We start from the raw sequence: 26,274 nt of genomic DNA, 5'->3' as shown, positions 1-26,274 counted from the left end.
CCGGAGAACCGGACGTCACCGTTGCCCGCGCAAACCGGTAACGGGCCGATCGCGGATGTGTGGCCCGAACAGATGAACAATTCGCCACATGCGCCGCCTATGTACGAAATGAGCTGTTCAGCGGCGACCGCTGTGACGTGCACCACCGAAAGATGTCATCACAGGACTCGCTCTCGCCTTTGCCGACGCGTTATCGTGCCGTTACACTTCAGCACGACGGGTACCGCTGCCCGGGGGGACCAATACAATCCCCCTACGTACGACTCCGTATGCAAGCCCGCAGCAGTACCCGGTAGGCAAGACCCGCAAGCGGCCGGCTCCGGCCGTGGTGATCCAAAGGAAAACTGACGAATGCTGACACGCGCCCGTAAGCGCCTCGTCGCCGGACTCGTGGCTCTCGTGGCCGTGTCGGGTGCGACGCTGGTCGCAGCTCCGCCGGAGGCCTCCGCGGCCAACGGTTGCAATGTCGAGTACGTCCGCTCGAACGCCATGAACCGGACCGTGCCCGTGTGCATCGTCTCGGCCGGCGGCGGCGGACCCAAGCCGACGCTCTACCTGCTCGACGGACTCCGTGCCCCGAACAACAACAGCGGCTGGCTGATCAACACCGACGTCGCCCGCTACATGGCCGGCAAGGGCACCAACGTCGCCATCCCGTTCGGTGGCGCAGGCAGCTTCTACACCGACTGGCAGACCCCCGATCCCAAGCTGGGTGTCAACAAGTGGGAGACGTTCCTGACCCGCGAACTGCCGCGGTACATGGCTGCGCGTCACGGCAGCGACAGCCGTCGCAACGGCATCGCCGGACTCTCGATGTCGGGCACCTCGGCGCTGAACCTCGCATCGCGCCACCCGAACTTCTACAAGGCGGTCGCGTCCTACAGCGGCTACCCGACGGTCACCATGCCGGGCTTCACCCAGGGCATCATGGCCTCGGTCGCGGAGGTCGGCGGCAACCCGTTCAACATGTGGGGCTTCTACCCCGCGGGCACCTGGTTCCAGAACGACCCGTTCCTGAGCGCGGGCAACCTGGCGGGCAAGAACGTCTACGTCTCGTCGGGTAGCGGTGTCGGCAGCAAGTACGACTCGTCGGTCAACCCGGCCAGCGCCAACTTCGACCCCGTCAAATTCGCGCAGATGATCCCGCTCGAGGTCGCCGCGTCGACCTCCAGCCAGCTCTACATCGGCCGCCTCGCGCTCGTCCCGGGCGTCAAGCTCACCACCCGGATCACCCCGGACGGTGCGCACTGGTGGGACTACTGGCAGAGCACCTTCAAGGAGTCGTGGGCCAAGACCTTCCGCCCCGCCTTCTTCTGAGTCAGACCCTCTGACAAGGGCCGGTGACCTTCGGGTCACCGGCCCTTGTCGTGTCTGCTGGCCGACCAACTCGGACCCGCGCAACCCCTGCTGGCCGAGCAGCTCGTGCACGCGTAGCGTGCCCGCGCGTCCGTCGAGGTCACTAGGGTAGGACTGGTTGCGGAGGGGCTTCGACTCGGCGCCTCGCTGCGCTCGGTGCCGGCTCAACCCGCGGGGGTGGGCTCGCACCTCTGCTGGCCGAGCAGCTCGTGCACGCGTAGCGTGCCCGCGCAACCCCTGCTGGCCGAGCAGCTCGTGCACGCGAAGCGTGCCCGCGCGTCCGTCGAGGTCACTAGGGTGGGCCGGGCTGCGGAGGGGTGTGTCACCGCCCCTCAACCACAAACACAACACCGCGGGCGCATCCGGTGGTACCGGATGCGCCCGCGGTGGTCGTTGCGTCGCTGCTTATTCGGGCGGCGGCTGCTTGCGGAAGGTGCGCGTGGCCGAGTCGTCGGGCGGCGGCGTGTCACCGACCTTGGGGATCTGCTCGGTCGGCCGCTCCCACGGGTTGGCGCTCGCAGGTGCTGCGCCGGCCGGCGGTGCGTCGCGCTTGATCAGCGTGGTGTCGCGCTCGTCGGCGGGCGGTGTCGTCGGCGGCGGGGTGTCATCGACCCGGTTGTCGTCGCGGCGTCCGCGGAAGAGCAGCAGCGCGGCGGCGATCAGCAGGATCACCCCGACGATGCCGAGGATGATCGGCACCCAGAAGCCGCCGACCTTCAGCTGGTCGACGTAGCCGCTGGCCTTGCTCGCCTGGTTGGAGACGGTGTCGTCGGTCCACTTGAAGGTGCCCTTCAGGGCGTCCATCCGGAACTCGCGCACCGCTTCCGGGGTGGCGTCGCTCTGGTCGGGCGACTTGAAGTACTGGTGCTGGTCCTCACGACCGTCGACGATGGTCCCGGTCTCCGGCTCGACCCACACGTGGCGGGTCGCGGCGGCGTACCGGTGCATCGTGATCGGGTCGTTCGCCCGCACTCCGCGCCCGGTGATGCCCCACCAGCGGGCAGGCATCGTCAGCATCGTGCCCAGAGCTGCTTCACCCTGCGCGTTGGGGAGGTTGGAGAGATCGGTCTCCGGGACATCACACACGAAGTGATACGTGTTGATCCCGTCGATGGTCTCCTCGCCCTCGAACTTCGCCGCGCAGTCCTGGCGGGTGTTGAGGTCGTAGTACGGGTAGTCGCGCTGCTGCACGTCGAAACCGAACTTGTACTGGTATCCGGTGCGGTTGTCGATGGCGACCGACACGTCGTTGACGTTGCCGCCCTCGGGGACCGCCTCGAGCTGCAGCGAGCTGACCGCCCCGTTGGGTGCCGAGGTCTTGCGGTTCACCGACACGCGGTCGATGGTCGCGGTCAGCAGACCGTCCTCACAGGTGCGGGTCTCGCCCGCAGCCGCGAAGCTGGGTTCGGTCTCGGTTCCCTCGGCGTCGCGCAGGCGGTCGATGCGCACGGTCTGCGCCGACTGCAGGCTCGCCTGGCGGCTGTCCGACGGTTCGATGATGATCGAGCGTCGCTGCTGGGTGAGATGCGCCTCGAGAGTGCGGGCACGATCCTCGGACACCGAGCAACGGTCGAAGATCACCGCCGGGAAGCGCTCTCCGGTCGAACCGTCCGCCGCCACCGTGGTCGCGTCAGAGGTGATGTCCAGATCGAGCGGAACCACCTTCAACTGCGGCACGAGGTAGAGCGGTATGGCGATGGCCGCCGCGATACACGCAGCGCCGAAGAAGGCCAGCACTGCCGGCACAAAACGTCTCATGTATGACTCCTGGAATCAGCTGATCGCTCCCACCCTAACTGTCGCGTGTGCCACAGTTGGCCACAGTCGGTCCGACATGCCGGGATCCGCGGCGGGGAGTCAGCCCGGGGCGGCTCGACGATCGCGTTCGGCCTCCTTCAGGATGCCGGCCATGTATCCGTAGATCTCCTTGTCGGACATGGCCTTCCACCGCGGCGCCAGCAGCTTCGTGTACTTCTCGACGTACAGCAACTGCTTACCCACGAGGACGAGTTCACGCGGGAGCCGTGCGTCGTGGGCCTTGGCGACGGCGGCGAGTTGCCGCCCGAGGTCGGTGTATGACATCGAACCGAGGTCGGTGGTCGACAACGGAGTCGTCACCTTCTTGATGTCCTCCGCGCCCTGCGACGTCGAACCCGGCTTGTGGACGGCGCCGAGGAGGAAGATCGCCCGGCCGGCGGACTCGTAGTCCCCGCGGACCACGAGGTCGACGACGAGCTGGCGGAGTATGCGCCGGGTGCGCGGGGTGAACCGCCCGACGATGCCGAAATCGAGGAGGACCAGCTTGCCCGCGTCGTCGACGAGGACGTTCCCGGCGTGCAGGTCCCCATGGAACAACCCGCCGTGGAATGCCGAGTCCAGCAGGGACAGCAGGAGGTTGCGGCACAGCGCGACTCCGTCGTGGCCTGCGGCGCGTACGGCCGCGACGTCGTCGATGCGGATGGCGTTGATTCGTTCCATGGTCAGCACGCGCTGCGTCGTGAAGTCGTCGTAGACGTGCGGCACGCGGACTCGGTCGCCGTACGGGCCCGGCTGCAGGCAGGCGAACCACTCGCGCATGGTGTCGGCCTCGATGCGGAAGTCCAGTTCGGCGTCGAGGCCGGCCGCGAAGTCCTCGACCACGTGCCGCGCGCTGAGCATCCGCCCGTACTCGGAGATCTCGACGAGGCCGGCGAGGCGTTCGAGGATCGCGACGTCGGGCGCCAGGCGGTCGGCGATGCCCGGACGCTGGATCTTGACGACCACCTCCTCGCCGCCCTGCAGGGTCGCGGTGTGCACCTGGGCGATCGACGCGGACGCGATGGGCACCGGATCGAACGTGGCGAAGACTTCCTCGGGTGCCCGGCCCAGTTCGGCGATGAACTGTGCACGCATGAGCGCGGGGTCGGCGGGTTTCACGCGGTCCAGGAGCGATTCGAACTCGGTGGACATCGATTCGGAGAAAACGCCGGGACTCGAGGCGATGAGCTGGCCGAGCTTCACGTAGGTCGGACCCAGGTGTTCGAACGTGGTCCGGATCTCGTGCGCGACGCGGGCGGCGCCGGGTGGGCGACCCCGTAAAGCGTCGCCTGCCGTGTGGAGGACGAAGCGTCCGACGCCCGCAGCCGCGTGAGCGGTGGTCGTCCCGAATCGCGTGAGCTCGGCGATCGGGGACACCGGGTGCAACTGCGTGCGCTGACCGTCGTCGACTGAGCTGTTGATCGTCACCGTCGGTCATTGTAACGATCATCGGCGGCGGATCCAGTGCCCGCGACGCCGCGACGTGCCGTTATGGCAACGAGGGCCCGCGCGGGGCACACTGGCGGCGTCGGACACATGCATCAGCCCGCATCTGTTCGTGTGTCGTCGGTGCGTCGCGCACCACCCCACCTGCCACCCATCGAATGTGTACCGAGGAGTCTGCATGCCCACCACGGTCAACGCCTACATCGCGCCGGCAGCCGATCGCCCGCTCGAACCGACCACCATCGAGCGGCGTGATCTCGGTCCGAACGACGTGTCGATCGACATCGCGTTCGCCGGGATCTGTCATTCCGACATCCACACGGCGCGCGACGAGTGGGGCGGGACGAGGTTCCCGGTGGTCCCCGGCCACGAGATCGCCGGGACGGTCGCGGCCGTCGGCGAGTCCGTCACCCGGTATGCCGTGGGTGACCGGGTCGGCGTGGGTTGTTTCGTCGACTCGTGCCGTGAGTGCGAACCGTGCCGCCTCGGCGAGGAGCAGTACTGCGAGCGAGGCAACGTGGGGACCTACAACGCCGTCGGACGCGACGGGTCGCCGACGCACGGCGGCTACAGCACCTCGATCGTCGTCGACGAGAACTACGTCCTCCGGATTCCGGACGGCATCGCACTCGACGAGGCCGCACCGTTGTTGTGTGCGGGCATCACCCTCTACTCACCGCTGCGGCACTGGGGCGCGGGACCCGGCAAGAAGGTCGCGATCGTCGGACTCGGCGGGCTCGGCCACGTCGGCGTGAAGATCGCGCACGCACTGGGTGCGGAGGTGACCGTGGTGTCCCAGTCGCTGAAGAAGATGGAGGACGGTCTGCGGCTCGGCGCCGACCACTATCACGCGACCAGCGACCCGCAGACCTTCCGGGAACTCCGCAGCACCTTCGACCTGATCCTGAACACCGTGTCGGCGAATCTTCCGATCGGCAAGTACCTGGGCATGCTCGCCCTCGACGGCACACTCGTGGAACTCGGTCTCCCCGAACATCCGATCGAGGTCCCGGCGGGCGCGCTGATCGGCAAGCGGCGCAGTTTCGCGGGTTCGATGATCGGCGGCATCGCGCAGACCCAGGAGATGCTGGACTTCTGCGCCGAGCACGGCATCGGCGCCGAGATCGAGGTGATCTCCGCCGACCGGATCAACGAGGCCTACGACCGCGTCGTGGCGTCGGATGTGCGCTACCGCTTCGTGATCGACACCTCGACGCTGTAGGGGTGTGCGTCATGTTTGCGGCCTGAATCCGGTGGGCACCCGTCGAGGGAGTCGACGTGCCCCGACGACAGGCAAGGAGGCCGCGCATGAATTCGACCCGATTCCGCGAGCTGGCAACTGCAACCGGTCCGTTCGCCACCATCTACATCGACGACTCGCACAACACCGAGGACGCCGCCCACACGATGGAACTCCGGTGGCGAGCCCTGCGGGAGGAACTCGAGTCGGCGGGGGCCGACGCGGCGGTGGTGGAGTCGATCGGCAATGCCCTGCTCGACGGGGCGCCGGCCGTCGGGCCCAGTGGCCGTGCGGTGATCGCCGGTCCCGACGGTGTCCTCCTCGACCAACACCTCATCCGACCACCGGTCACATCCGTGGCACGGTATTCGCCGGTGCCCTACCTGGTTCCGCTGGTCGAACACGGCACGAGTGCCCCGAGACACGTGATCGCCGCGGTCGATCACGCCGGCGCCGACATCGAGCTCTTCGAAGCCGGCGGGTCCTCGTTGATGCGCGAAAGCGTTGAGGGAGAGGGCTATCCGATCCACCACGCCGCCGGTGCGGAATCGCCCGGGTATGGGGACCCGCAGCAGCGCAGCGACGAGCAGAACCGCAAGAACATTCGTCAGATCGCCGACCGGCTGACCGCGATCGTCGACTCGGACAACCCCGAGCTCGTGTTCGTGATCGGTGAGCTCTCGTCGATGTCGGATCTGCGTTCGGCGGCTCCGGAGCGGCTCGCCGAGCGACTGGTCGATCTCCAACTCGGCGCCCGGGACAGCGGCATCGCTGACGACGACGTCCGCAAGGCGGTGACCACCGAACTCGAACTGCGCCAGAATCGCACGATGGCCGACGCGGCGGAGAGTCTGCAGGCAGGACTCGGGCATCGCCCGGCCCTCGCGGTCGAAGGACTGACGGCCGTGTGCGGGGCGTTGCGTAACGGCGAGGTCGAGACGCTGATCATCGGCGACCTCGGCGATGCGACGGTCTTCGACGGCGGAGACGCCGCGGGGGGCCTCGACACGATCGCGCCGACGGCGGAGAACCTCTCTGAGCTGGGCCTGGCCCCGGAACGTACGCTGCGTGCCGACGAGGCCCTGCCGGTGGCGGCGGTTCTCACCGGCGCCGATCTGGTCCGGATCGACGAGCGCGTTGCCCCGCGCGACGGGATCGGAGCGGTCCTTCGCTATGCGCCGAGGACGTCCGCCGACGACTGAGACGGGGTGAGTGTTGGTGGCGGCGATCGTCGTCTTGTCGGTCGTTCTGTGTCAACGCGGTTCGGCCGAGTCCGAGCCGGTGGCCGATCCACATCTGGCGACCGGGGCGTGATCGCGTTTACGTCTTGCCGTCACCGGGAAAACGGACATGCGACAGAGGCTCCATCGCGAGACACCGACCGAAGGATCGATGAATCTGATGTCTGAGGAATTGCCCATGGAACCAGCCGAAACCGGCACGCCCGAGGCGACGCCGGATGATGCTCGACGCAAGGTCGACGAACTCGAGGAGCGGACCGTCGACGAACCCGACACGGACGAGCAGGTGGACCCTTCCGCCGCCACCGCCCGCGACGACGAGGACAACCCGGACTCCCCTGCGGCGGGGGAGTCCGAGCCGCCGGACTGAGGCCCCGCCTGATCATGACGGCAGAGACGCACATGACCACCGAGAACGACGATCCGCGGCGCGCCGGAGCGCTGCGGATCGTCGCCGAACACGGTCTTCCGGCCGCCCTGATCGAGCGCGGTGAGGACCGCTTCGAGCAGATCGCCGACGAGCTGTCACTGGAGTACCGCGGACACACCGTCACGAGGGACACCACACTGCAGATGACGCCGCGCGGTGACTTGGAGACCGTCTGGGGCACGGATGACTCGGCCGACGAGGTGATCGTGTTCGTCACCGAGATGCCGCGGCTGTACAAGCCGCGGGACGCCGACGGCAACGATCGCAGCCCACGAAATCTCGTGGTGCTGGCCGAACTCGACCGCGAACGCAACGCCGCCGTCGTCTCGCTCCCAGCTCTCGGATCTGCTCCCCGGCGAGCGCTGCGGACCTTGATCTCGACCATCGCCGAGACGGTGACCGGTGCGGGGTCCATGCGCGAGTTCGAGGAGCAGCGCGGCATCGTCGTCATCGGCGACGGCGACACCGAATACGTGTGCGCCGAAGGCTATTCGCGTCGTCTGAAGTTGATGGCCGGGATGGTTCGGGGAAATCGACCGTGGCGGTTGATCCCAACCCTCACCGGCATGACCGCCGCAGCAGCGGCCGCGGCGTCGTTCGGCATCTTCTTCTCCACGATCTGGTCGATGGCGAATGCGTTGAGTGCGTGGCGTCTCGCCGCCATCACCCTGCTGTCGTTGGTGCTCGCCTCGCTATGGCTCATCGTCAACAATCGCCTGTGGGAACGGGTGACCGTCACCGCGAAACCGCGTGCGCGCCTCTACAACATGACGACGGTGTGCACCGTCGTGTTCAGTGCGGTGGTGCTGTACGCCGGGCTGTTCCTGGCGACACTGACGGCGGCGCTCATCGTCATCGAGGAGAACTTCCTCGCCTCGCAGCTCGGATATCCGGTGGGGCTGCGCAATTACGTGTACCTGGCGTGGTTGGCGACGTCGATGGGGATCTTCGCCGGCGCCCTCGGTTCCAGTGCCGACAGCTACGACGACGTCCTGCGGGCCACCTACGGATACCGGGAGCGACTGCGCCGCCAGGCTGCCGAGGACGCCGGTCATCTCGCGGACGACGAGAAGGCCTGAGTCGCAGGGCATCAGGCAACGATCTGCAGACGATCAAGGTCGTCCGGTAGATCCGCTGCTCACTCGTACGGCGGGAAGCTGTTCTGCGACAGCAGTCGAGCGAGGTGTGCCGCGTTTCGGGCGGCGGCATGGGTGGCGGAGTCGACGGGGTCGGGAACCGAGTCGAGGTCCTTGTAGTCGCGGCCGCCCATGGCTTCGTCGTTCCAGTAGGTGTTGCCCTGTCCGGGGATCGTGAACCCGATGTCGTTGAGCGCGCCGAAGACGTCGGCGATGATTTTGTGGGCGCCGTCCTCGTTGCCGACGACACCGCACATCGCCACCTTGCCCAACATGCCGGGGCGGCCGGCGTCGTCGGTCTCGGAGATCTCGGCATCGAGACGTTCGAGAACACGCTGGGTGACGCTGGACATGTGGCCAAGCCACGTCGGGGTCGCGATCACCAGGATGTCGGCGGCGGCAACCCGTTCGAAGAGCGCGGGCCACTCGTCACCGTCGCCCATGTCTCGTTCGACTCCCGGCCGGATGTCGAAATCCACCGCCCGGACGATGTCCCCGGTCACGCCCTGCTCGGCGACCGCGTCCAGGATGTGTCGGGCGATGAGCTCGCTGCTCGATTCAGCAGGAGAGGGTTTGAGGGTGCAGTTGATGGCGAGTGCTGTGGTCATGCCGCAAGGCGTACCCGCACCGACCCGGTTGCAACCCTCTCAGCCCGCGTGGTTCTCGGCGAGCATCGCCAGCCGTTTCAGGCATTCGTTGAGGCGCGGTGACATGACGGTTTCCTGGATGGTCGGCGGAATCCATCTCAGCGGCGGGGTCTCCACGAACTCCTCCATGCCGATGAGGGAACCGTCACCGTCCTTCTCGATCGTCATGCGGATTCGTGCGCGACCGAAAGGCCACCCGGCGGCCGACATTTCGAGAAGCCCGGCCTTCGACTCGACGGATTCTGTCTCGTCGTTGAGCAGGGCCGGCCACACCCCCGCCGAGTGATAGATCTTCGATCCGGGTTGCGGCCATGTGTGGTCGACGTTGCGGATGCGGGAGGCCCCGACGACCCACGAGGCGTACAGCCAGCCGTTGGACAGCACCGACCAGACCTGCGCCGGTGTGGCACTCGTATGACGTTCGACTCGGTTCATGCTCCGCTGCTCCGTTCAGTGGTTGTTGTCGGTCTTGGTCAGTCGTCGGATGATGTTGCGGTCGAACACTCTTCGCGGGAATCCGCGGAACCCGTCCGAGGCGAGGGCAGCGCGCGCGGCATTGTTGCCACAGGCGCCGTGGACCCCGCCACCGGGGTGCGCTCCCGACCCAGCCAGGTAGAGGCGATCCACCGGCGTCGACGCACCGCCCAGGTTCGGCGTCGGGCGGAAGATCAACTGCTGGAACAGTTGTGCCGTACCGCCGTTGACCGTCCCGTGGACGAGATTGGCGTCGGCGGCCTGCAGGTCGTGTGGGGTCTGGACGTGCCGTCCCACGATGAGGTCGGAGACACCGGGCGCGTGGGCTTCGAGGACGGCGTCCATCCTGCGAGCCAGCAGCTGGGCCGCCTCGTCGTCGGTCACCCCGCGCGGGAGATGGCTGTAGGACCAGGCGCTTTCGGTGCCCGCGGGGGACCGGCCCGGGTCCGCGGTGGTCATCTGGCCAAAGAGCAGGAACGGATGCTCCGGGACACGGCCGGTTTCGATGTCGGCGGTCCCGTAGGCGATGTTGCGCGCGTCGGCGCCGAGGTGGATGGTGCCGGCTCCGCTGAGATTGGTACTGCGCCAAGGGATCTTCTCACGCAGGGCGTAGTTCACCTTGACCACCGGGGTGTCCCAGGTGAAGGTTCGCAGGTCGTCGAGGACGCGCGCGGGCACGTCGTCGGCCGACAGCAGCTCGGTGTAGAGCGTGGGCGCCGCCACGTCGGCGAGCACGGCGCGCTTCGCCGGCCATCGGCGGCCGGTACTGTCCACGACCCCGGTGGCCCGCCCGCCCTGGACGTCGATCCGGGTGACGCGGGTGTCGCAGACGACGGTCACCCCGGCGCTCTCGGCGCGGCGTCGAAGGGCCGCGGGCAGCGCGCTCGCCCCGCCCACGGGTACGGGATAACCGGTGTCCTGGCCGAGCATGGTCAGCAGGTACCCCATCAATCCGCTGCCGGGTGCGTGGAGCGGGATGTCGGCGTGCAGGGAGTTGCCGATGATGAGCAGACCGGATTTCTCGCTGTGGAAGAGTTCACGCACCATTTGATCGGCCGGCAGGATCAGGAACCGGGCCAGGCGCAGGGCGTCGGCCGTGCCGAGCGAGCGGAGGAGCGACAACAGCGCGCGGACCGGGGGGAACGGACCGAACAGGGTGTCGAGGATCGCGGGCCGGAGTTGCTGCCACTGCTCGACCAGGTCGAGCCAGGCGCGCCGGTCACGCTCGTCGAAGGTGGCCAGATGCGCGGCCGTGTCGGCGGCATCGGGGAAGACGACCGGCGCGTTGACGTCGTCGGGCCCAGCGGGGTGGCCGAAGGCCAGCGGTGCGCGGCTCCACTCCAGACCGTGATCGGCGAGGTCGAGGTCGGCGAAGACCGGCGACGCCACCGCGAGCGGATAGAAGGCGCTGAACAGGTCGGTGACGTACCCGGGGGTGATCTCGGCGCTCCGGACCGCGCCGCCGACCTCGGGCTGCGCTTCGAGGAGCGTGACATCCCAGCCCGCGTCGGCGAGCCGGATCGCGGCGATGAGCCCGTTGTGGCCGGCCCCGACGACCACTGCATCCGACACACTCAACGGTCGACTCCCCTCGTCCGTATCGATCTCACCCGGCCGATGTGCTCCGGGCCGGTACGCCACGCTGTCCGGTGCGCGGGTTACCCGCGGCCCCCGACCGTAAACGCCGACGATGCGCGGGCGGTGGACGCGCGGGTCGAGGTGCAGCCGTGCCCGGCGATTCTGTGCGATGTGTAGCGCCGGGGCAAGCGGGTAGTCCGCACGGGTGACGAACTGGTCTGAACTCCGGTCGCTGCGCCTGGACCCGGCGTTTCCGCCCGCGCGACTGTGGCATCCGCAGGTCTCCGATGGCCGGCTTCGTCGGCGCTGCGCCGGGCGGCCGGTGGTGATCACCGGTGCCGGGGCGGGGATGGGCCGGGCACTCGCGCGGCGGTTCGGTCGTGCGGGTGTCGAGGTGTTCCTGAGCGATGTCGACCTTCCGGCGGCGCGGGAGACGGTGCGGTTGTGCGACGCCGGTGCCCGGGTGCATCTCGACGAGGTCGATGTGTCCGACGCCGATGCGATGACCGCATATGCCGACGCCGTCGTCGGTCGGTCCGGCCCGCCGGCCATGGTGTTCAACAATGCCGGGATCACGATGGTGGCGGGCGTTCTCGAGGAGGACGACGAATACGCGCGGCGGATCATGGCCGTGAACCTCGGCGGCGTCGTGAACGGCACCGTGGCCTTCCTCCCTCATCTACAGGCGGCCGGCGGCGGGTCGATCGTGAACACCTCCAGCGCCTTCGGATTCCTCGGTTGCCCCACGCAGTCGGCGTACTCCGCCTCGAAGTTCGCCGCGCGCGGCTACTCCGAGACCATCCAGCTACAGCTTCGTGCCGAAGGGTCCGACGTTCGGGTGCACAGTGTCCATCCCGGCGTCGTGCACACCGAGATCGCGGCCCGCGCGTTGTACGTGACGCCCGGGGTGCAGGACTTCGTGACGCGGGGGTTCAACCGTCGCCTGCCCGGTACGCGGCCGGATGCCGCGGCAGCGGCGATCCTGCACGGGGTCCTGAGCGGCCGGGACCGCATTCCGGTCGGCCTCGACGCGCGAGCACTCGACGTCGGTGTCCGCGTCCTGGCCGGAGCGGTGCAGCGCCCGATCGCGACGCTGACCGGTCCGGTGTTCCGACGCATGCTGGGCGAGGCCGCGCTTGCCGGTTCGGCGCCGGCCGTCGTCCGGACCTGACAAGGCGAACCGTCGTCGGGCCCGACGACGGTCCGCTGTGTCCCGCTCAGTCGTTGTGCGAGGCCAGGTTCCGGGTGGCCGGACCTTCGAGGACCTCGCCGGTGTGGCTGAATCGCGAACCGTGCAGCGGGCAGTCCCAGGACTGCTCGGCGTCGTTCCACCGCAGCACGCCGTAGAGGTGTGTGCACAGCGGCGCGACGGACCGCGTCTGGCCCTGCACGGTGCACACGCCCTCGGGCTTCACGCCGGAACGCCCGACGCTGCCGTCGCCTTCCTTCGGTGCATCGTCGGTCGGCTTCAGCAGCGACAGGTAGCCGGCGGCCATGTATCCCGCGACCTGCGCGTTGGCCGACACCGCCGAGGCCAGCGAGCCGGGGCGGCTGATCTCGGTCGTGCGCCACGGGCGCAGGGTCGTGGACCACTGCGGTTCGGAACCGAGGATGCGTCCCGTCATCGCGAGCGCCGCGGCGACGCCGTTGGTCAGACCCCACTTGGCGAAGCCGGTCGCCACCTGCACCGAGTCGACGCCCGGCAGAATCGGTCCGACATAAGGCAATTCGTCGATCGTCGTGTAGTCCTGGGCCGACCAGCGCGCGACCATCTGCGCCGAGGGGAAGTGCTTCTGGGTCCAACTGATCAGGTCGAGGACATGCTGTCGCTCGGACTTCGTCCGGCCCACCTCGTGTCCGAAGCCGCCGACCATGAGCAGTTCGCGGTCGTAGCCGGGCCGGGACACCGTCCGCAGTGAGACCGACGGGTTGTCGGAGCCGAGGTACATCTCGCCGGGCATGCCCCCGTCGACGGTGAACGCCGCGGCGTAGGACCGCTGGGGATGGACCCGGGCGAAGTAGCCGCCACGGTCGAGGAAGGGCTGTCCGGTGGCGATGACCACCGAGTCGGCACGGACGTCACCGGCGTCGGTCGAGAGGACGTTCGGTGAGCCGTGGCGGAGGCCCTGCACACGGACGCCCTCGTAGAAATGGCCGCCGTGTGCGCGCAGGTCGTCGGTCAGGGCACGGAGCACAACCATCGGGTCGATCTGGGCCTGACCGTCGAGGCGAATCGCGGTGCGGACGTCGAAGGGCAGTTCGGGACAGTCGACGTGTTCGACGGGGAGGTCATGCGCGCGGCAGGCTTCGAACTCCTTCTCCACCGACTTCGCGCCGGACGCGGTGGCGGCGAAGGTGAGGGCCGCGCGTTCGTCGACCTGCAGGCCGCGGTGTTCGAGATAGTGACGCAACCAGGCCTGTCCCTCGCGGTTGGCGTCGACGTAGTCCTGTACGGCCGAGTGGCCGTGGCGGCTCGCGATCGACGACAGTCGAGTGCCCTGGAGCAGCGAGAGCTTGCCGGTGGTGTGGCCGGTCGCCGCGGCACCCATGTGCCGGGCTTCGAGGACCGCGACCGACTGGCCCGCGCGGGCCAGCAGCAGGCCGGTCGTCAGACCGGTGATGCCACCTCCGACGATGACCTGGTCGAATCTGTCGACGACGTCGATGGGCATCGTCTCCGGGCGAACATCGGGCAGGTACTCGGGGGCCGCCTCACCTGCGGGGTCGAACCAGAGGGTTTTCATGCTGACCGGGTTTGCCCTTGCCGGAGGCGCTCAAACATCGGGGCCGGAGACGATCAAACATCGGAGCCGGCGGGCCGCCGAGCATTTCGGGTGGCGCACTCGCAGGGTAGGGTTTTCGACTGGGAATCGAAAACACATCCGGGGTGTTGCCCGGAGGGCCGGCGGCACCCTGAGCCGCGGCGAGAGGCGGTTGACATGAGCGGGTTGACTCGCGGACTGACCGGGACCGAGGAGACGGTCCGCGCCGACCTCGTGGTGGTGGGTGCCGGAATCGCCGGACTGACGGCGGCGCTGTGGGCCGCCCACGAGGGGCTCCGGGTAGTCGTGCTCAACAAGGGGCCGGGCTGGGACGTCGCGAATGCGGAGCAACCCACGTCCACGTTCTACGCGCAGGGTGGTGTCGCGGTCGTGATGCCCGGCGCGGAGACGGGAAGCTCGGACAACGCCGATTCCGTGGACCGCCACCTCGCCGACACGGTCGCCGCCGGCGGCGGTCTCACCGATGCCGCGGCGTCGGGCCTCATCCTCGCCGACGGCTGGGACTCGGTGTCGGCCCTGATCGGCTGGGGTGCCGAATTCGACCGGGACACCGACGGTCGGCTCCTGCGCACCCGTGAGGGCGGCCACACCCGCCGGCGCATCATCCACGCCGGCGGCGACGCAACGGGGGCCGCGATCCAGCGCGCGTTGCACGAGGCCGTCCGGCAGACCGCCGGCGGAGACGTGCCGCCGATCCGGTTCCTCGACGACACGATCGCCACCGCGATCCACCTCGACGACGGCCGGGCAGTCGGTGTCGCGTGCCTGCGCGACGGCCGTCCCACGTCGGTCCTCGCCCCGACCGTGCTCCTCGCGACCGGCGGGGCGGGGCACCTCTACGCCGCCACCACGAATCCGGCGGGCGCCACCTGCGACGGCATCGCGCTGGCACTGCGCGCCGGGGCGCAGGTGGCCGATCTCGAGTTCATCCAGTTCCACCCGACGATGCTCTACACCGCGGGCGCGCGGGGTCGGCGGACCCTCATCAGCGAGGCGGTGCGCGGCGAGGGCGGACGGCTCGTCGACGTCGACGGCCGGTCGGTCACCGCGGGCGTCCACCCGATGGGCGATCTCGCTCCCCGCGACGTGGTGGCCGACGCGGTGCAGACCGCGATCGAGCTCACCGGGCACCCGTGCGTGTATCTCGACATCGCCGACGTCGGCGACTTCGAGACACGCTTCCCGACGGTGACCGCAGGTGTCCGCGCGGCCGGCCTCGACCCCGCGTCCGGACGGATCCCGGTCGTCCCCGGCGCGCACTATCTGTGCGGCGGGGTCGTGACCGACGAGTCGTCCCGCACCGCGGTCGACGGGTTGCTCGCGGCCGGCGAAGTCGCGCGGACCGGGCTGCACGGCGCCAATCGGCTGGCATCGAACAGCCTGCTGGAAGGCCTGGTGATGGGCCGTCGCGCGGCCGCCGTGGCAGTCGCGCGTCGCGAGATCCCGGTCCCCGAACGCGCCGAACGGAAGGTCGAGCGGCCGGTCCCCGTCCTGGACCGCGAGCAGCTCCAGAACATGATGACGCGACACGTCGCGCTACGACGGTCGGCCGCAGGTCTCACCGAAGTCGCCGCGACGCTCGCCGCCGCGCCGCGTCGGACGGCCGACTCGGTACGCGACATCGAGGACGCGGCACTCACGCTCACCGCGTCCGCGGTCGTCGCCGCCGCTGCCGCGCGTACCGAATCCCGCGGAGCGCATGTCCGCACGGATTTCCCGTTGACCGCCGATGTGGCGGAGTCGCGGGTGTTCCGGATCATCGACGGCGAACTGCGGGAGGCCCGTCCCGTAGGCCTGCCCGGCTGAGCGGACCGGTCAAGTCGACGCCTCCGGGGTGCTGTCGGAGATAGATTGACCCCGATGACCCAGATCTCCGCAGACGGTTCGGGGCCCGAGGGCGGCCCCGATCACGACGACCCGGATTCCCGCGCCCCTGTTCCCGGGGGCCCGGAACGAATCACCCTCGAGCTCGGACACATCACCCTGCATGCGCTCGCGTGGGGTCCCGCGGCCGGTCCGGTGGTCGTGTGCCTGCACGGATTTCCCGACTCGGCATGGACGTGGCGGCACCTCGGGCCCGAACTCGCCGGCGCCGGGTACCGCGTGGTCGCCCCGTTCACACGCGGTTACGCACCGTCGGAGATACCGGAGGACAACGACTTTCACGTTGCGGCGCTGGCCTACGATGCGCTGGCGGTTCATCGCGCGGTCGGAGCCGGCCCCGACGCCGTCCTGATCGGGCACGACTGGGGCGCGATGACGGCGAACGCGGTGGCGCACCGCGACGACAATCCGTACGCGCGGGTGATCTCGATGTCGGTCCCGCCGGTTCCGGCGGTCCGGCGCTCGATCGGCGGTGGGGTCGACGGCGTCAAGACGCTCGCGCGTCAGGCGGTGATGAGCTGGTACATCGCGTTCAATCAGCTGCCGTGGTTGCCCGAACGGACTCTCGACCGCCTCATCCCGCTCCTGTGGCGCCGCTGGCTGCTCGATTCGGCGGCGACTCCTGTCCGGTCCGACCACCGACTGGACGTCGACCACGCGCTCGCGGCGCTGCCCACACGTGCCCATCGGACAGCTGCGCTCGGGTACTACCGCGCACTCCGCAGGCTGCGGACCCATCCTCGGTACGCCGCGTTGCGGAACGACTGGCTGGGCGAACCACGTTCTCCCACATTGTATTTGCATGGTGCAGACGACGGGTGCATGCAGTCGCGTCTTGCGGACACGGTCCGCGAGGTGTTGCCGGCGGGCAGTGCGGCCGCGGTCGTCGCCGGGGCGGGCCATTTCCTGCACCTCGACCAGCCGGACGAGGTGAACGCGAGGATCCTCGCGTTCCTCGGTTCGGACGCGCGGGGCCAAGAGGGTGGCACCGGACCGGCCCGCTTCGTACACTGACCCGCGGGATCTTCACCACACCGTGGCCACCGGGGGAGGGCCACCGCAGAAGCGCATGCCGGGGGGGCTTGCCACCGGGCGGCAGGAAGCCGACGGGTACGAGAAGACGACCGTGCGCTCCACACGGGTGTGGTCGCGCGAAGATCTCGCGGCGATGCAAGGCATGAAGGGGAGTCCGTATGAACGGCGAAGGCTGTTGGTCGACGGTGGTGTGCCGGCCGACCGAACGCGCGGCGCTGGGGCTGTCGGGTGACTCCGATTGGTTGCTGCAATGCCGTCTGGCGATCGGCCATCGGGGTAATCACGCCACCGACGCGAGCACCCACCCGCGGCACGACCGCCGGTTGTGGCTCGAGTGGAACGACTTCGACGACCGCGCGCAGTCGCTCATCGAACGCAATCCGTGCCCGGTCCCGTCCCCGGAGGGCGCCGGGTGCGTGTTCTTCGCCGGGCACGGCGGCCCGCACTTCTATGCGCGCAGCAACGGCCACGCACCGTCGGTGATGACCGGCGCGAGCGCTTCCAACCCGCAGACCGTCGCGCCTGATCACGCCGTCGACCCGCTGCGTCAGCCGCCGCAGATGGGTTCGTCACGGATGGGTTCGCACCGCCTGCCCGACTCGCACCCGGCTGCCCTGCCGACGCAACACCCGGCGGCCGAGCCCGAACCGAACGAGTATCGCGGCGGACGCCGGTCGACCAATGCCGAGCCGCTGGCCGCCGAGGACTACCACGGCCGACGCCACCGGACCGACGGCTACGCCGTCGCCTACTCGCCGGCGCCGGACCCCGGCAGATCGTTCGGCGGACAGGCAGGCAGCGGCCCGGCCGGCCCGTCGGTCCGTGTCCCGGGTTCGGAGACGACGGGCATCGCGCCGGGGAACGTCCCGGCCGTGCCCGACGACCCCACCGCTCCGGGATTCGACGCGGCGCGTGTTGCCGCCATCGGGGACGCGCTCGACGAGGTCGCTGCCGCCCTGGCGAAATTGGCCGCAGCACTCCGCTCGTAGGGGCATCCGAAACACCACGACACCGCTGGTTCTCAGGGAGCAGTAGTTGGGCTCGCTCCGAGCGCAACGGGTTCTTTCCACATACGGTAGGGGGGTACCGTTTCGGGGTCGGCGGTGGTATACCTGGTCGGGCATACCCTTGAGGGGTATCCGGACGGGAGAGATCATGGACGAGCACCAGCACGGCTACATCGGCCGGAAGGACGACTATCTGCGCCGCCTGAAGCGCATCGAAGGTCAGGCGCGAGGTCTGCAGCGGATGGTGGAGGAAGACACCTACTGCATCGACATCCTGACGCAGGTGTCGGCGATGACCAAGGCGCTGCAAGCGGTCAGCCTCGGGCTCCTCGAAGAGCACATGGCTCACTGCGTCGTGCATGCCGCGCAGGAGAGCGACGAGGCCGGCAAGGCCAAGGTCGACGAGGCCATGGCCGCGATCACCCGCCTGGTCAAGTCCTGACCGTCCTTCCTGATCCATCCCCGTTGACTTCGACGATCCGAGGAGTATCCGCATGAGCACCACCAGCACCTACACCGTCACCGGCATGACCTGCGGCCACTGTGCCGCGTCCGTTCGCGAGGAGATCGAGGCGCTGCCGGGCGTGACCAGTGTCGAGGTCACCGTCGACGACGGCTCGGTGCGGGTCGCGGCCGACCGTGAACTCGGTCGAGACGAGGTCGCGGCCGCCGTCACCGAAGCCGGCTACGCACTGGTCTGACCATGAGATCCGTTGCCACCGGGCCCCTGGCCTACGTCGTCGCGCTGATCGCGGTCTTCGTGATCGCGTTCGGCGTCGGGCGTGCGTGGGGCCCCGACGTGGAGCCGGTGACTCACGACGCACCGTCACACGGCGTCGTCACCGGCGAACCGACATCCGACCCGCATGAAGGTGGTCACCCATGACCGCGAGTACCGGACAACTGGTCGACCTCGACATCACCGGCATGACCTGCGCGTCCTGCGCCAACCGCATCGAGCGCAAGCTCAACAAGATCGACGGTGTGACCGCGTCGGTGAACTACGCGACCGAACGTGCCCACGTCGAGGTACCTGCGGGTCTGGCGCCCGGCGACCTCGTCGAGGTGGTCCGCGCGGCCGGCTACGACGCATCGCCGATCGTGCCCGATTCGTCGGCCTACGCTCCGGAACACCCGGGAGCGGGGTCCGGCGATCCCGAATTGGACGGTCTCCGGCAGCGCCTGATCGTCTCCGCGATCCTCTCGGTGCCGGTGATCGCGCTCGCGATGATCCCGGCGCTCCAGTTCACGTACTGGCAGTGGTTGTCCCTGACGCTCGCCGCGCCGGTCGTCGTGTGGGGGGCCTACCCGTTCCACCGCGCAGCGTGGATCAACCTGCGCCACGGCGCCACGACGATGGACACCCTCGTGTCCGTCGGCACCCTCGCGGCGTTCGGATGGTCGCTGTACGCGCTGTTCCTCGGCACCGCGGGCACGCCCGGGCTCACCCACGGATTCGACCTGCTGCCCCAGCGGACCGACGGATCGTCGCACATCTACCTCGAGGCCGCGGCCGGCGTCACGACCTTCCTACTGGCCGGCCGCTATTTCGAGAAGCGCGCCAAGCGGCGGGCCGGTGACGCACTCGCCGCGCTGATGGACCTTGGGGCCAAGGACGTCGTCGTCCGACGGTCCGACGGTGCCGAGTCCCGAATCCCCATCGCGCAGTTGGCGGTCGGCGACGAGTTCGTGGTCCGGCCCGGTGAGAAGATCGCCACCGACGGAGTCGTCGTCGACGGTGCGTCGGCGGTCGACGCGTCGATGGTGTCCGGCGAATCCGTACCGGTCGAGGTCACCTCCGGCGACTCGGTGGTCGGCGCGACCGTCAACACCAGCGGTCTGCTCGTCGTGCGTGCGACCGCTGTCGGTTCCGACACCGCGCTCGCCCAGATGGCCCGCATGGTGACGGCGGCGCAAGAGGGCAAGGCCGACGTCCAGCGACTGGCCGACCGGATCTCGTCGGTGTTCGTCCCGATCGTGATCGCGATCTCGCTTGCGACCCTGGGCTTCTGGCTCGGCGTGGCGTCCACGACCGACTTCGCCGGTGGCGATGTGACCTTCGCGTTCACCGCCGCCGTCGCGGTCCTCATCATCGCGTGCCCGTGCGCGCTCGGACTCGCCACTCCGACGGCCCTGATGGTCGGTACCGGGCGAGGGGCACAGCTGGGCATCCTGCTGAAGGGCCCGGAGGTGTTGGAATCGACGCGACGCGTCGACACGATCGTGCTGGACAAGACCGGCACCGTGACGACGGGTGAGATGTCGCTGTCCGGGATCACCGTGGCCGACGGCTATGCGCGCGAACAGGTCCTGGGCTGGGCGGCATCGGTGGAGTCGGGATCGGAACACCCGATCGCGGCGGCCATCGTCGACGCGGGACGCGACCACATCGACTCCCGCGTCCGAGATTTCGTGTCCACGCAGGGCGCCGGTGTCGCCGGGATCGTCGGCGACCGGTTCGTGACAGTGGTGTCGCCGAACACGATCGACGCGCCCCTGCCACCGCCGCTCGACGATGCGGTGGTCGTCGCGGAATCCGACGGCGCAACCGCGGTCGTCGTCCTGATCGCCGAGGATTCCTCCGAAGAGCCTGCCGGACAACCTGTTCCCGTCGCGGTTCTCGTGGTGGCGGACCAGGTCAAACCCTCGTCGGCCGCGGCGATCTCCGAGTTCCGGCGACTGGGTCTGACTCCGATGTTGCTCACCGGCGACAACGAGGGCGCCGCCCGGGCCGTGGCCTCGAGTGTCGGAATCGACGACGTCACCGCCGGGGTCAGTCCGAAGCGGAAGCTCGAGGTGATCGCCGAACTGCAGGAGCAGGGCCACGTGGTGGCGATGGTCGGGGACGGGATCAACGACGCCGCGGCGCTTGCGCAGGCGGATCTCGGCCTCGCGATGGGTACCGGCACCGACGTCGCGATGGCCGCCAGCGATCTGACGATCGTGAGCGGTGACCTGCGCGCGGTGGCCGATGCCATCGCCCTGGCGCGTCGAACCCTCGGCACCATCAAAGGAAACCTGTTCTGGGCCTTCGGGTACAACGTCGCGGCCATTCCTCTCGCCGCCGCGGGGATGCTGAATCCCATGATCGCCGGCGCGGCCATGGCGCTCTCGTCGGTGTTCGTCGTCGGCAACAGCCTGCGACTCCGCGGGTTCACGCCGCGGCGCTGATCGGAAACCGCCCTCGCCGGCGACGCCGACGACTCTTCGTCGTCTATGGTTCGCCGGCGGGCGGTTTTCGATCGGGTGCCCGGCCGTCAGGCGCTGGTGGCGACCCGCGCCGCTGCGTGCCGCCCGGCGCGTCGGCCGAAGTACGAGCCCTCGCCCAATTGCGTTCCGCTGCAGTATCCCTTGCAGTCCTGTGCGATGTTCGTGGCGCTGGCCCCGGCGGCGTAGAGCCCGCGGATGACGGTGCCCGACTCGTCGAGCACCTCACCGTCGAGTGACGTCGCCATACCGCCCATGGTGAACCCGGCGTACATGGCCTTGCCGAGCGACAGGTCGTAGGCCGCCCACGGTCCGGTGTCCTGGGGCTCGAGGAACTCGGGTGCCTTGTGGAAGTCGGGGTCTTCCTTCTTCGCTGCGTTCTCGTTGTAGCGGGCCATGGTCGCCTGCAGCTTGCCCTCGGGGATGCCGAGGTCCCGCTCCATCTCCTCGATGGTCTCCCAGCCGTCGATCAACGGGACCAGGTAGTTCTGCTTCTCGTTCATGTGCGACTCGTTGACGATGAGATAAGCCACCGAATCAGGTTGCTCGAGAACGAATCCCGATGTCCGCGCATGGTAGGAGTCCTCGGTGACGAACCGCTCGCCGAATTTGTTCACGATGACGCCCATGACCATGCTGGCGGGCGGGTAGATCGGCGCGGTGATGAACGCCTTGTCCATGTATTTCAGTGCGGCGCCGACCGATCGGCCCATGCGCAGGCCGAGGCCGTCGTCGTAGGTGTTGCCGAGCACGAACGGCTTCTCGGCGAGATGCGGGGTGTGTTCGGCGACCATGTCGGGGTTCATCACGAAACCGCCGGCGGCGATGATCACCGAGTCCGCGCGGATGACGCCCTCGGCGTCGGGCGTCTTCCACGTCACGCCGACGACCGCACCCTGCTCGTCGACGACCAACTGGCGGGCGCCGGTCTCATACCGGACCTCGGCACCCAGCTCATCGAGGCGGGTGACGAGCAGATCGATGACCAGCTTCGCGCCCCCGGTCTCCCCGGGGACCGGGACCTTGTGGCCGCGCGGTGCGGGGACGGCCTGGTTCTTGAACGGCCAGACCTTCTCGTTGCCGGTGAACATCAGTCCCTCGGTGCCGGGCTGGATCACGGCCTTCTCCGGATAGAAGCTGCGCTCGAAGGTGAAGCCGAGCCCTTCGAGCCAGTTGAAGTGGTCCACACTGTCGACGCAGTAGGCGTGGATCTTGTCGGCCTCGGGTTCGATCGACACGGCGGTGAGATACTTCTCCATCTCTTCGACGGAGTCGTCCTGGCCCGTGGCCTGCTGTACCGCGGTCCCGCCGCCGAGGTAGAAGAACCCACCGGAGAGCGAGGTGGTGCCGCCGGGCGCGGCGGCGCGCTCGAGCAACAGCACACGCGCGCCGTTGGCAGCGGCCTCGGCGGCGGCGCATCCGCCGGCGATGCCGAATCCGATCACGACGACGTCGACCTCGTCGGAGAACTCGCTCACCGAATCGACTGCGACGGTCTCGGGGATCTCGGTGCTGGTAGCCATGCCGCTCAGATTAGCGGACAAACTAGAACCTGTTCTAGTCTTGGTAACGATTCGTCGACGGGGTGCCGTCGGTGGTCACCGCCCGGTCTCGGACCATCAGACGCACGGCATATTCACAGGGTTCTCCGGTACCAAGGGATATGGCCTCCATCACGACGCGTCACGCATCCTCGCCGGCTCCTGCGCTGGCGGGCGTGGTCGCAGTCGGCGCGGCTCTCGCCGCGGGCGAACTGGCCGCCGTCCCGATCTCGCCCGACTCCTCCCCGTACTTCGCGGTCGGATCGTCGGTCGTCGACCATTCGCCCGAGGCCGTACGCAAGTGGGCCATCGAGACGTTCGGCGTCAACGACAAGCTCGCACTGTTCATCGGGATGGGCATCATCATCGCGGTACTCGCGGCGGCATGCGGATACCTCGAACGACGACGACCTCCGCTCGGCTCGGTGATCATCGGAGCCTTCGGGGTGGTCGGGATGCTGGCCGCACTCAACCGTCCCGATGCCGGTTGGACGCACGCACTGCCGTCGATCATCGCCGGCGTCGTCGGGATCGTCGTGCTGCGCGTCCTCATCGCGCAGCTACGTCCCAAGGGGGCGGAGTCCCCCGAGGCGGATCCCGACGCCGCGGGCGACGAGCCCACATCGGCTGTGCGGTCGGGTTTCTCGCGCCGCTTCGTGCTCACCGCCGGCGGTATCGCGGCCGCCGCGGTGGTCGTCGGTGTCGTGGCCCGGCGAGTGCTCGCCGACACTGCGGGCGTCGTCGCCGACCGTGCCCGAGTGCTATTGCCGCGTGCGGCGAGCCAGGCGCCGCCGATCCCGGCCGGTGCGCAGCTCGAGCTCTCGGGTGCAACCCCGTTCATGACCAGCAACGCCGACTTCTACCGCATCGACACCGCGTTGCAGGTTCCGACGCTCACGACCGACGAGTGGCGACTGCGAATCCACGGTGACGTCGACCGTGAGGTGACCCTGTCCTGGGATGACCTGCTCGCCATGCCGATGACCGAGCGGATCATCACGCTCGCCTGCGTGTCGAACGAGGTCGGCGGCGATCTCGTCGGCAACGCCAAGTGGCTGGGGGTGCCGATGCGCGAGGTCCTCGACCTCGCCGGGGTGAGGCCCGGGGCGGACATGCTGCTGTCCACGAGCGTGGACGGATGGACTTGCGGCACTCCGATTTCGACGGTCACCGACGGGCGCGACGCGCTTCTCGCCGTCGGGATGAACGGCTCGCCGCTTCCCCTCGAGCACGGATACCCGGTCCGGCAGGTGGTGCCGGGACTGTACGGGTACGTCTCGGCGACCAAATGGGTCATCGACTGGGAGATCACGCGGTTCTCCGAGGCCAAGGCCTACTGGACGACCCGCGGGTGGTCAGCGCTCGGCCCGATCAAGATGGCGTCGCGCTTCGACCGTCCGGCCGATGGCACCGAGCATCCGGCCGGGGAGGTCGTCGTGGCCGGCACCGCATGGGCCCAGCACACGGGCGTCGAGCGCGTCGAGGTGCGCGTCGACCAGGGGCCATGGCAACCCGCGGAGTTGACGACGGAGTACAGCATCGACACGTGGCGGCAATGGCGGTTCGCCTGGCAGGCGACCAAGGGCAACCACACCCTCGAGTGCCGGGCGATCGACAAGCAGGGCAAGCCGCAGATCGAGCGCTATCAGGCACCGGCACCCGACGGCGCGAGCGGACTCGACGACCGCACCTACACCATCGTCTGAGGCGGTACGGAGCCCGAGGCCGGAAAGACTCAGCAGGCCGGCGGGACGACACCTGTACAGACATGTGTCCAGAAATGGCGAAAACCGCAGCGTCAAGGGTGGAGTGAGGTATCTGACTCACCTGAGCTGTCGCTGAGAGCGCATGTTATGTTCATCGCACCTTTATGTGAGCCGGGTGACAGCCATCCTGTCCCATCCGAGCACCTCGTGACCTGCGTCAGGTCGTCCGCTGCGCCCACACATGGCGGAGCTGCACGATCTGGAAGCGGGTCACCTCGTTGACAAGACGCGCCGAGTCCTGGCGCCGAACCGCGGCGCTGCTCGATGGCGCCGGACCAGACAGGTGAGATAGATGACAGTGGGTGTCGTGCGCGAGACGGCCGAGGGAGAGCGCCGGGTGGCGCTGGTCCCGAAGGTCGTCGCCGCGCTGGTGGGCAAGGGTGTGCCCGTCGTGGTGGAGTCGGGGGCCGGTCTCGGCGCCCTGATCCCCGACGAGGCGTACACCGAGGCCGGTGCGACGATCGGCGATCCATATGGGTCCGATGTGGTCCTGAGGGTGTCGCCGCCGTCGGATGCGGAGATCGCGAAGCTGCGGAGCGGGCAGAAGCTGATCGGCTTTCTCGCGCCGCGCAACGCCGACAATCAGATCGCCACGTTGCGGGAAGCAGGCGTGGAGGCGTACGCGGTGGAAGCCATTCCGCGTATCTCGCGCGCCCAGGTGATGGACGCGCTGAGTTCGCAGGCGAATGTCGCAGGTTACAAGTCGGTCGTGGTGGCCGCGGATGTGTCGACGCGGTTCTTCCCGATGCTGACCACGGCGGCCGGCACGGTGAAGCCGGCGACGGTGCTGGTCCTGGGTGTCGGTGTGGCCGGGCTGCAGGCCTTGGCCACGGCCAAGCGTCTGGGTGCGCGGACCACCGGTTACGACGTGCGTCCCGAGGTCGCCGAGCAGGTCCGTTCGGTCGGCGCGCAGTGGCTCGATCTGGGCATCGACGCCGCCGGTGAGGGCGGGTACGCCCGTGAGCTCACCGACGACGAGCGAGCACAGCAGCAGCAGGCCCTCGAAGACGCGATCAAGGGTTTCGACGTGGTGATCACCACTGCGCTGGTGCCGGGTCGTCCGGCTCCGCGCCTGGTGACCGCGGCTGCGGTCGAGGGTATGAAGCCGGGCAGTGTCGTCGTCGACCTCGCCGGTGAGACCGGCGGAAACTGCGAGCTGACCGAGCCGGGTCAGACCGTCGTCAAACACGACGTCACCATCGCCGCACCGCTGAACCTGCCTGCCACGATGCCCGAGCATGCCAGCGAGCTGTACTCGAAGAACCTGCTGGCGCTGATCGAGCTGATGCTCGACGACAACGGCTCCATCACACCGGATTTCGACGACGAGGTCGTCGCGGCCGCGTGTGTCACCCGTACCGAGCAGGAGGTGTCTGCCTGATGTATGCCGGTCTTCTCGCGAATCTCGCGATCCTGGTGCTCGCCGGGTTCGTCGGCTTCGCTGTCATCTCCAAGGTCCCCAACACCCTGCACACCCCGTTGATGTCGGGCACCAACGCCATTCACGGCATCGTCGTGTTGGGCGCACTGGTCGTGCTGGGCAAGTTGCCCGCCGACGCCGGCTGGGGTGTGCGCATCATCGCGTTCGTCGCGCTGGTGTTCGGCACGCTCAACGTCATCGGTGGCTTCGCGGTCACCGACCGGATGCTGGGCATGTTCAAGGGTAAGAAAGAGGTGGCCAAGTGAACGGCTCCCCAGAGACTTCT

The 26,274-nt window shown here is 68.7% G+C and carries 24 protein-coding genes; 17 read left to right on the top strand and 7 right to left on the bottom strand.

The window, feature by feature from the left end; genetic code table 11:
* Nucleotides 1-351 precede the first annotated feature (351 nt).
* Nucleotides 352-1,317 carry an alpha/beta hydrolase family protein gene (locus tag ACFUEJ_RS00485; protein WP_065632259.1) on the top strand — a complete coding sequence of 322 codons (966 nt, stop codon included), beginning with the start codon at nt 352-354 and terminating at the stop codon, nt 1,315-1,317.
* Nucleotides 1,318-1,761: 444 nt separating this feature from the next.
* On the opposite strand, the gene ACFUEJ_RS00480 is transcribed toward ACFUEJ_RS00485, so the two are convergent.
* Both ACFUEJ_RS00480 and ACFUEJ_RS00475 read right to left on the bottom strand, forming a co-directional pair.
* On the bottom strand, nt 1,762-3,114 hold the full coding sequence (locus ACFUEJ_RS00480) for a DUF3068 domain-containing protein (protein WP_065630252.1): 1,353 nt from the start codon (nt 3,112-3,114) through the stop codon (nt 1,762-1,764).
* A 99-nt stretch (nt 3,115-3,213) separates the two neighbouring features.
* Nucleotides 3,214-4,581: an AarF/ABC1/UbiB kinase family protein gene (locus tag ACFUEJ_RS00475; RefSeq protein WP_068971069.1), complete on the bottom strand. Its 1,368-nt coding sequence runs from the start codon at nt 4,579-4,581 to the stop codon at nt 3,214-3,216.
* A gap of 196 nt (nt 4,582-4,777) precedes the next feature.
* Here ACFUEJ_RS00475 and ACFUEJ_RS00470 point away from each other — a divergent pair, with 196 nt between their 5' ends.
* The 5 genes from ACFUEJ_RS00470 (at nt 4,778) to ACFUEJ_RS00450 (ending at nt 8,589) form a co-directional block, all read left to right on the top strand.
* Complete coding sequence (locus ACFUEJ_RS00470; protein ID WP_065630254.1) at nt 4,778-5,821, top strand: NAD(P)-dependent alcohol dehydrogenase; 1,044 nt, start codon at nt 4,778-4,780, stop codon at nt 5,819-5,821.
* Nucleotides 5,822-5,907: 86 nt separating this feature from the next.
* Nucleotides 5,908-7,041: a hypothetical protein gene (locus ACFUEJ_RS00465; protein WP_388026921.1), complete on the top strand. Its 1,134-nt coding sequence runs from the start codon at nt 5,908-5,910 to the stop codon at nt 7,039-7,041.
* A 10-nt stretch (nt 7,042-7,051) separates the two neighbouring features.
* Entirely contained in the window at nt 7,052-7,153 is a 102-nt protein-coding gene (locus ACFUEJ_RS00460; protein WP_307814814.1) for a DUF6766 family protein, read from the top strand.
* Between the two features lie 87 nt (nt 7,154-7,240).
* Nucleotides 7,241-7,450, top strand: coding sequence for a hypothetical protein (locus ACFUEJ_RS00455; RefSeq protein ID WP_058253814.1), 210 nt, complete (start codon nt 7,241-7,243; stop codon nt 7,448-7,450).
* 32 nt (nt 7,451-7,482) lie between these two features.
* On the top strand, nt 7,483-8,589 hold the full coding sequence (locus ACFUEJ_RS00450) for a hypothetical protein (protein ID WP_068971066.1): 1,107 nt from the start codon (nt 7,483-7,485) through the stop codon (nt 8,587-8,589).
* A gap of 59 nt (nt 8,590-8,648) precedes the next feature.
* On the opposite strand, the gene ACFUEJ_RS00445 is transcribed toward ACFUEJ_RS00450, so the two are convergent.
* Genes ACFUEJ_RS00445 through ACFUEJ_RS00435 form a run of 3 tightly spaced genes read right to left on the bottom strand, consistent with a single transcriptional unit; the run spans nt 8,649 to nt 11,345 of the window.
* A complete protein-coding gene (locus ACFUEJ_RS00445) occupies nt 8,649-9,254 on the bottom strand; it encodes a flavodoxin family protein (RefSeq protein ID WP_388026918.1) in 606 nt (201 codons plus the stop codon).
* Nucleotides 9,255-9,293: 39 nt separating this feature from the next.
* Entirely contained in the window at nt 9,294-9,728 is a 435-nt protein-coding gene (locus tag ACFUEJ_RS00440) for an SRPBCC family protein (RefSeq protein ID WP_388026916.1), read from the bottom strand.
* Nucleotides 9,729-9,743: 15 nt separating this feature from the next.
* Nucleotides 9,744-11,345 (bottom strand): phytoene desaturase family protein, encoded by a 1,602-nt coding sequence (locus ACFUEJ_RS00435; RefSeq protein ID WP_388026914.1) that lies wholly within the window; start codon nt 11,343-11,345, stop codon nt 9,744-9,746.
* A 322-nt stretch (nt 11,346-11,667) separates the two neighbouring features.
* On the opposite strand from ACFUEJ_RS00435, the gene ACFUEJ_RS00430 reads away from it, so the two are divergent.
* Nucleotides 11,668-12,516: an SDR family NAD(P)-dependent oxidoreductase gene (locus tag ACFUEJ_RS00430; RefSeq protein ID WP_388027281.1), complete on the top strand. Its 849-nt coding sequence runs from the start codon at nt 11,668-11,670 to the stop codon at nt 12,514-12,516.
* Between the two features lie 46 nt (nt 12,517-12,562).
* Here ACFUEJ_RS00430 and ACFUEJ_RS00425 read toward each other — a convergent pair whose 3' ends face one another.
* Nucleotides 12,563-14,089, bottom strand: a complete 1,527-nt coding sequence (locus tag ACFUEJ_RS00425) for an FAD-dependent oxidoreductase (protein WP_388026912.1) — start codon at nt 14,087-14,089, stop codon at nt 12,563-12,565.
* Nucleotides 14,090-14,284: 195 nt separating this feature from the next.
* Here ACFUEJ_RS00425 and nadB point away from each other — a divergent pair, with 195 nt between their 5' ends.
* From nadB to ACFUEJ_RS00390, 7 genes are all read left to right on the top strand, one after another.
* The gene (gene nadB, locus ACFUEJ_RS00420) at nt 14,285-15,934 is read left to right on the top strand and encodes an L-aspartate oxidase (RefSeq protein WP_388026909.1); all 1,650 of its coding nucleotides are present in this window, start codon (nt 14,285-14,287) and stop codon (nt 15,932-15,934) included.
* A 54-nt stretch (nt 15,935-15,988) separates the two neighbouring features.
* On the top strand, nt 15,989-17,026 hold the full coding sequence (locus tag ACFUEJ_RS00415) for an alpha/beta hydrolase (protein ID WP_388026907.1): 1,038 nt from the start codon (nt 15,989-15,991) through the stop codon (nt 17,024-17,026).
* Between the two features lie 179 nt (nt 17,027-17,205).
* The gene (locus ACFUEJ_RS00410; RefSeq protein WP_068971061.1) at nt 17,206-18,036 is read left to right on the top strand and encodes a hypothetical protein; all 831 of its coding nucleotides are present in this window, start codon (nt 17,206-17,208) and stop codon (nt 18,034-18,036) included.
* A gap of 166 nt (nt 18,037-18,202) precedes the next feature.
* Complete coding sequence (locus tag ACFUEJ_RS00405) at nt 18,203-18,496, top strand: metal-sensitive transcriptional regulator (protein WP_004020389.1); 294 nt, start codon at nt 18,203-18,205, stop codon at nt 18,494-18,496.
* Nucleotides 18,497-18,548: 52 nt separating this feature from the next.
* Nucleotides 18,549-18,755 (top strand): heavy-metal-associated domain-containing protein, encoded by a 207-nt coding sequence (locus ACFUEJ_RS00400; protein WP_010843166.1) that lies wholly within the window; start codon nt 18,549-18,551, stop codon nt 18,753-18,755.
* Between the two features lie 2 nt (nt 18,756-18,757).
* A complete protein-coding gene (locus ACFUEJ_RS00395) occupies nt 18,758-18,940 on the top strand; it encodes a hypothetical protein (RefSeq protein WP_068971060.1) in 183 nt (60 codons plus the stop codon).
* Complete coding sequence (locus tag ACFUEJ_RS00390; protein ID WP_388026903.1) at nt 18,937-21,225, top strand: heavy metal translocating P-type ATPase; 2,289 nt, start codon at nt 18,937-18,939, stop codon at nt 21,223-21,225. Before ACFUEJ_RS00395 ends, ACFUEJ_RS00390 begins: the two co-directional genes overlap by 4 nt.
* Nucleotides 21,226-21,311: 86 nt before the next feature.
* On the opposite strand, the gene ACFUEJ_RS00385 is transcribed toward ACFUEJ_RS00390, so the two are convergent.
* Nucleotides 21,312-22,784, bottom strand: a complete 1,473-nt coding sequence (locus ACFUEJ_RS00385; protein ID WP_226511829.1) for an FAD-binding protein — start codon at nt 22,782-22,784, stop codon at nt 21,312-21,314.
* Between the two features lie 140 nt (nt 22,785-22,924).
* Between ACFUEJ_RS00385 and ACFUEJ_RS00380 the strand changes: the two genes are divergently transcribed.
* From ACFUEJ_RS00380 to ACFUEJ_RS00370, 3 genes are all read left to right on the top strand, one after another.
* Nucleotides 22,925-24,508, top strand: coding sequence for a molybdopterin-dependent oxidoreductase (locus ACFUEJ_RS00380; protein WP_068971057.1), 1,584 nt, complete (start codon nt 22,925-22,927; stop codon nt 24,506-24,508).
* 352 nt (nt 24,509-24,860) lie between these two features.
* Nucleotides 24,861-25,949: a Re/Si-specific NAD(P)(+) transhydrogenase subunit alpha gene (locus ACFUEJ_RS00375; RefSeq protein WP_058253805.1), complete on the top strand. Its 1,089-nt coding sequence runs from the start codon at nt 24,861-24,863 to the stop codon at nt 25,947-25,949.
* Nucleotides 25,949-26,254, top strand: a complete 306-nt coding sequence (locus ACFUEJ_RS00370) for an NAD(P) transhydrogenase subunit alpha (RefSeq protein ID WP_058253806.1) — start codon at nt 25,949-25,951, stop codon at nt 26,252-26,254. The genes ACFUEJ_RS00375 and ACFUEJ_RS00370 overlap by 1 nt, the downstream gene beginning before the upstream one ends.
* Nucleotides 26,255-26,274: the final 20 nt, after the last annotated feature.

This window comes from Gordonia sp. NPDC057258, assembly GCF_042668985.1.
In the GTDB taxonomy this organism is placed as follows: domain Bacteria; phylum Actinomycetota; class Actinomycetes; order Mycobacteriales; family Mycobacteriaceae; genus Gordonia; species Gordonia hongkongensis.
This window is presented reverse-complemented; position numbering and strand designations above follow the sequence as displayed.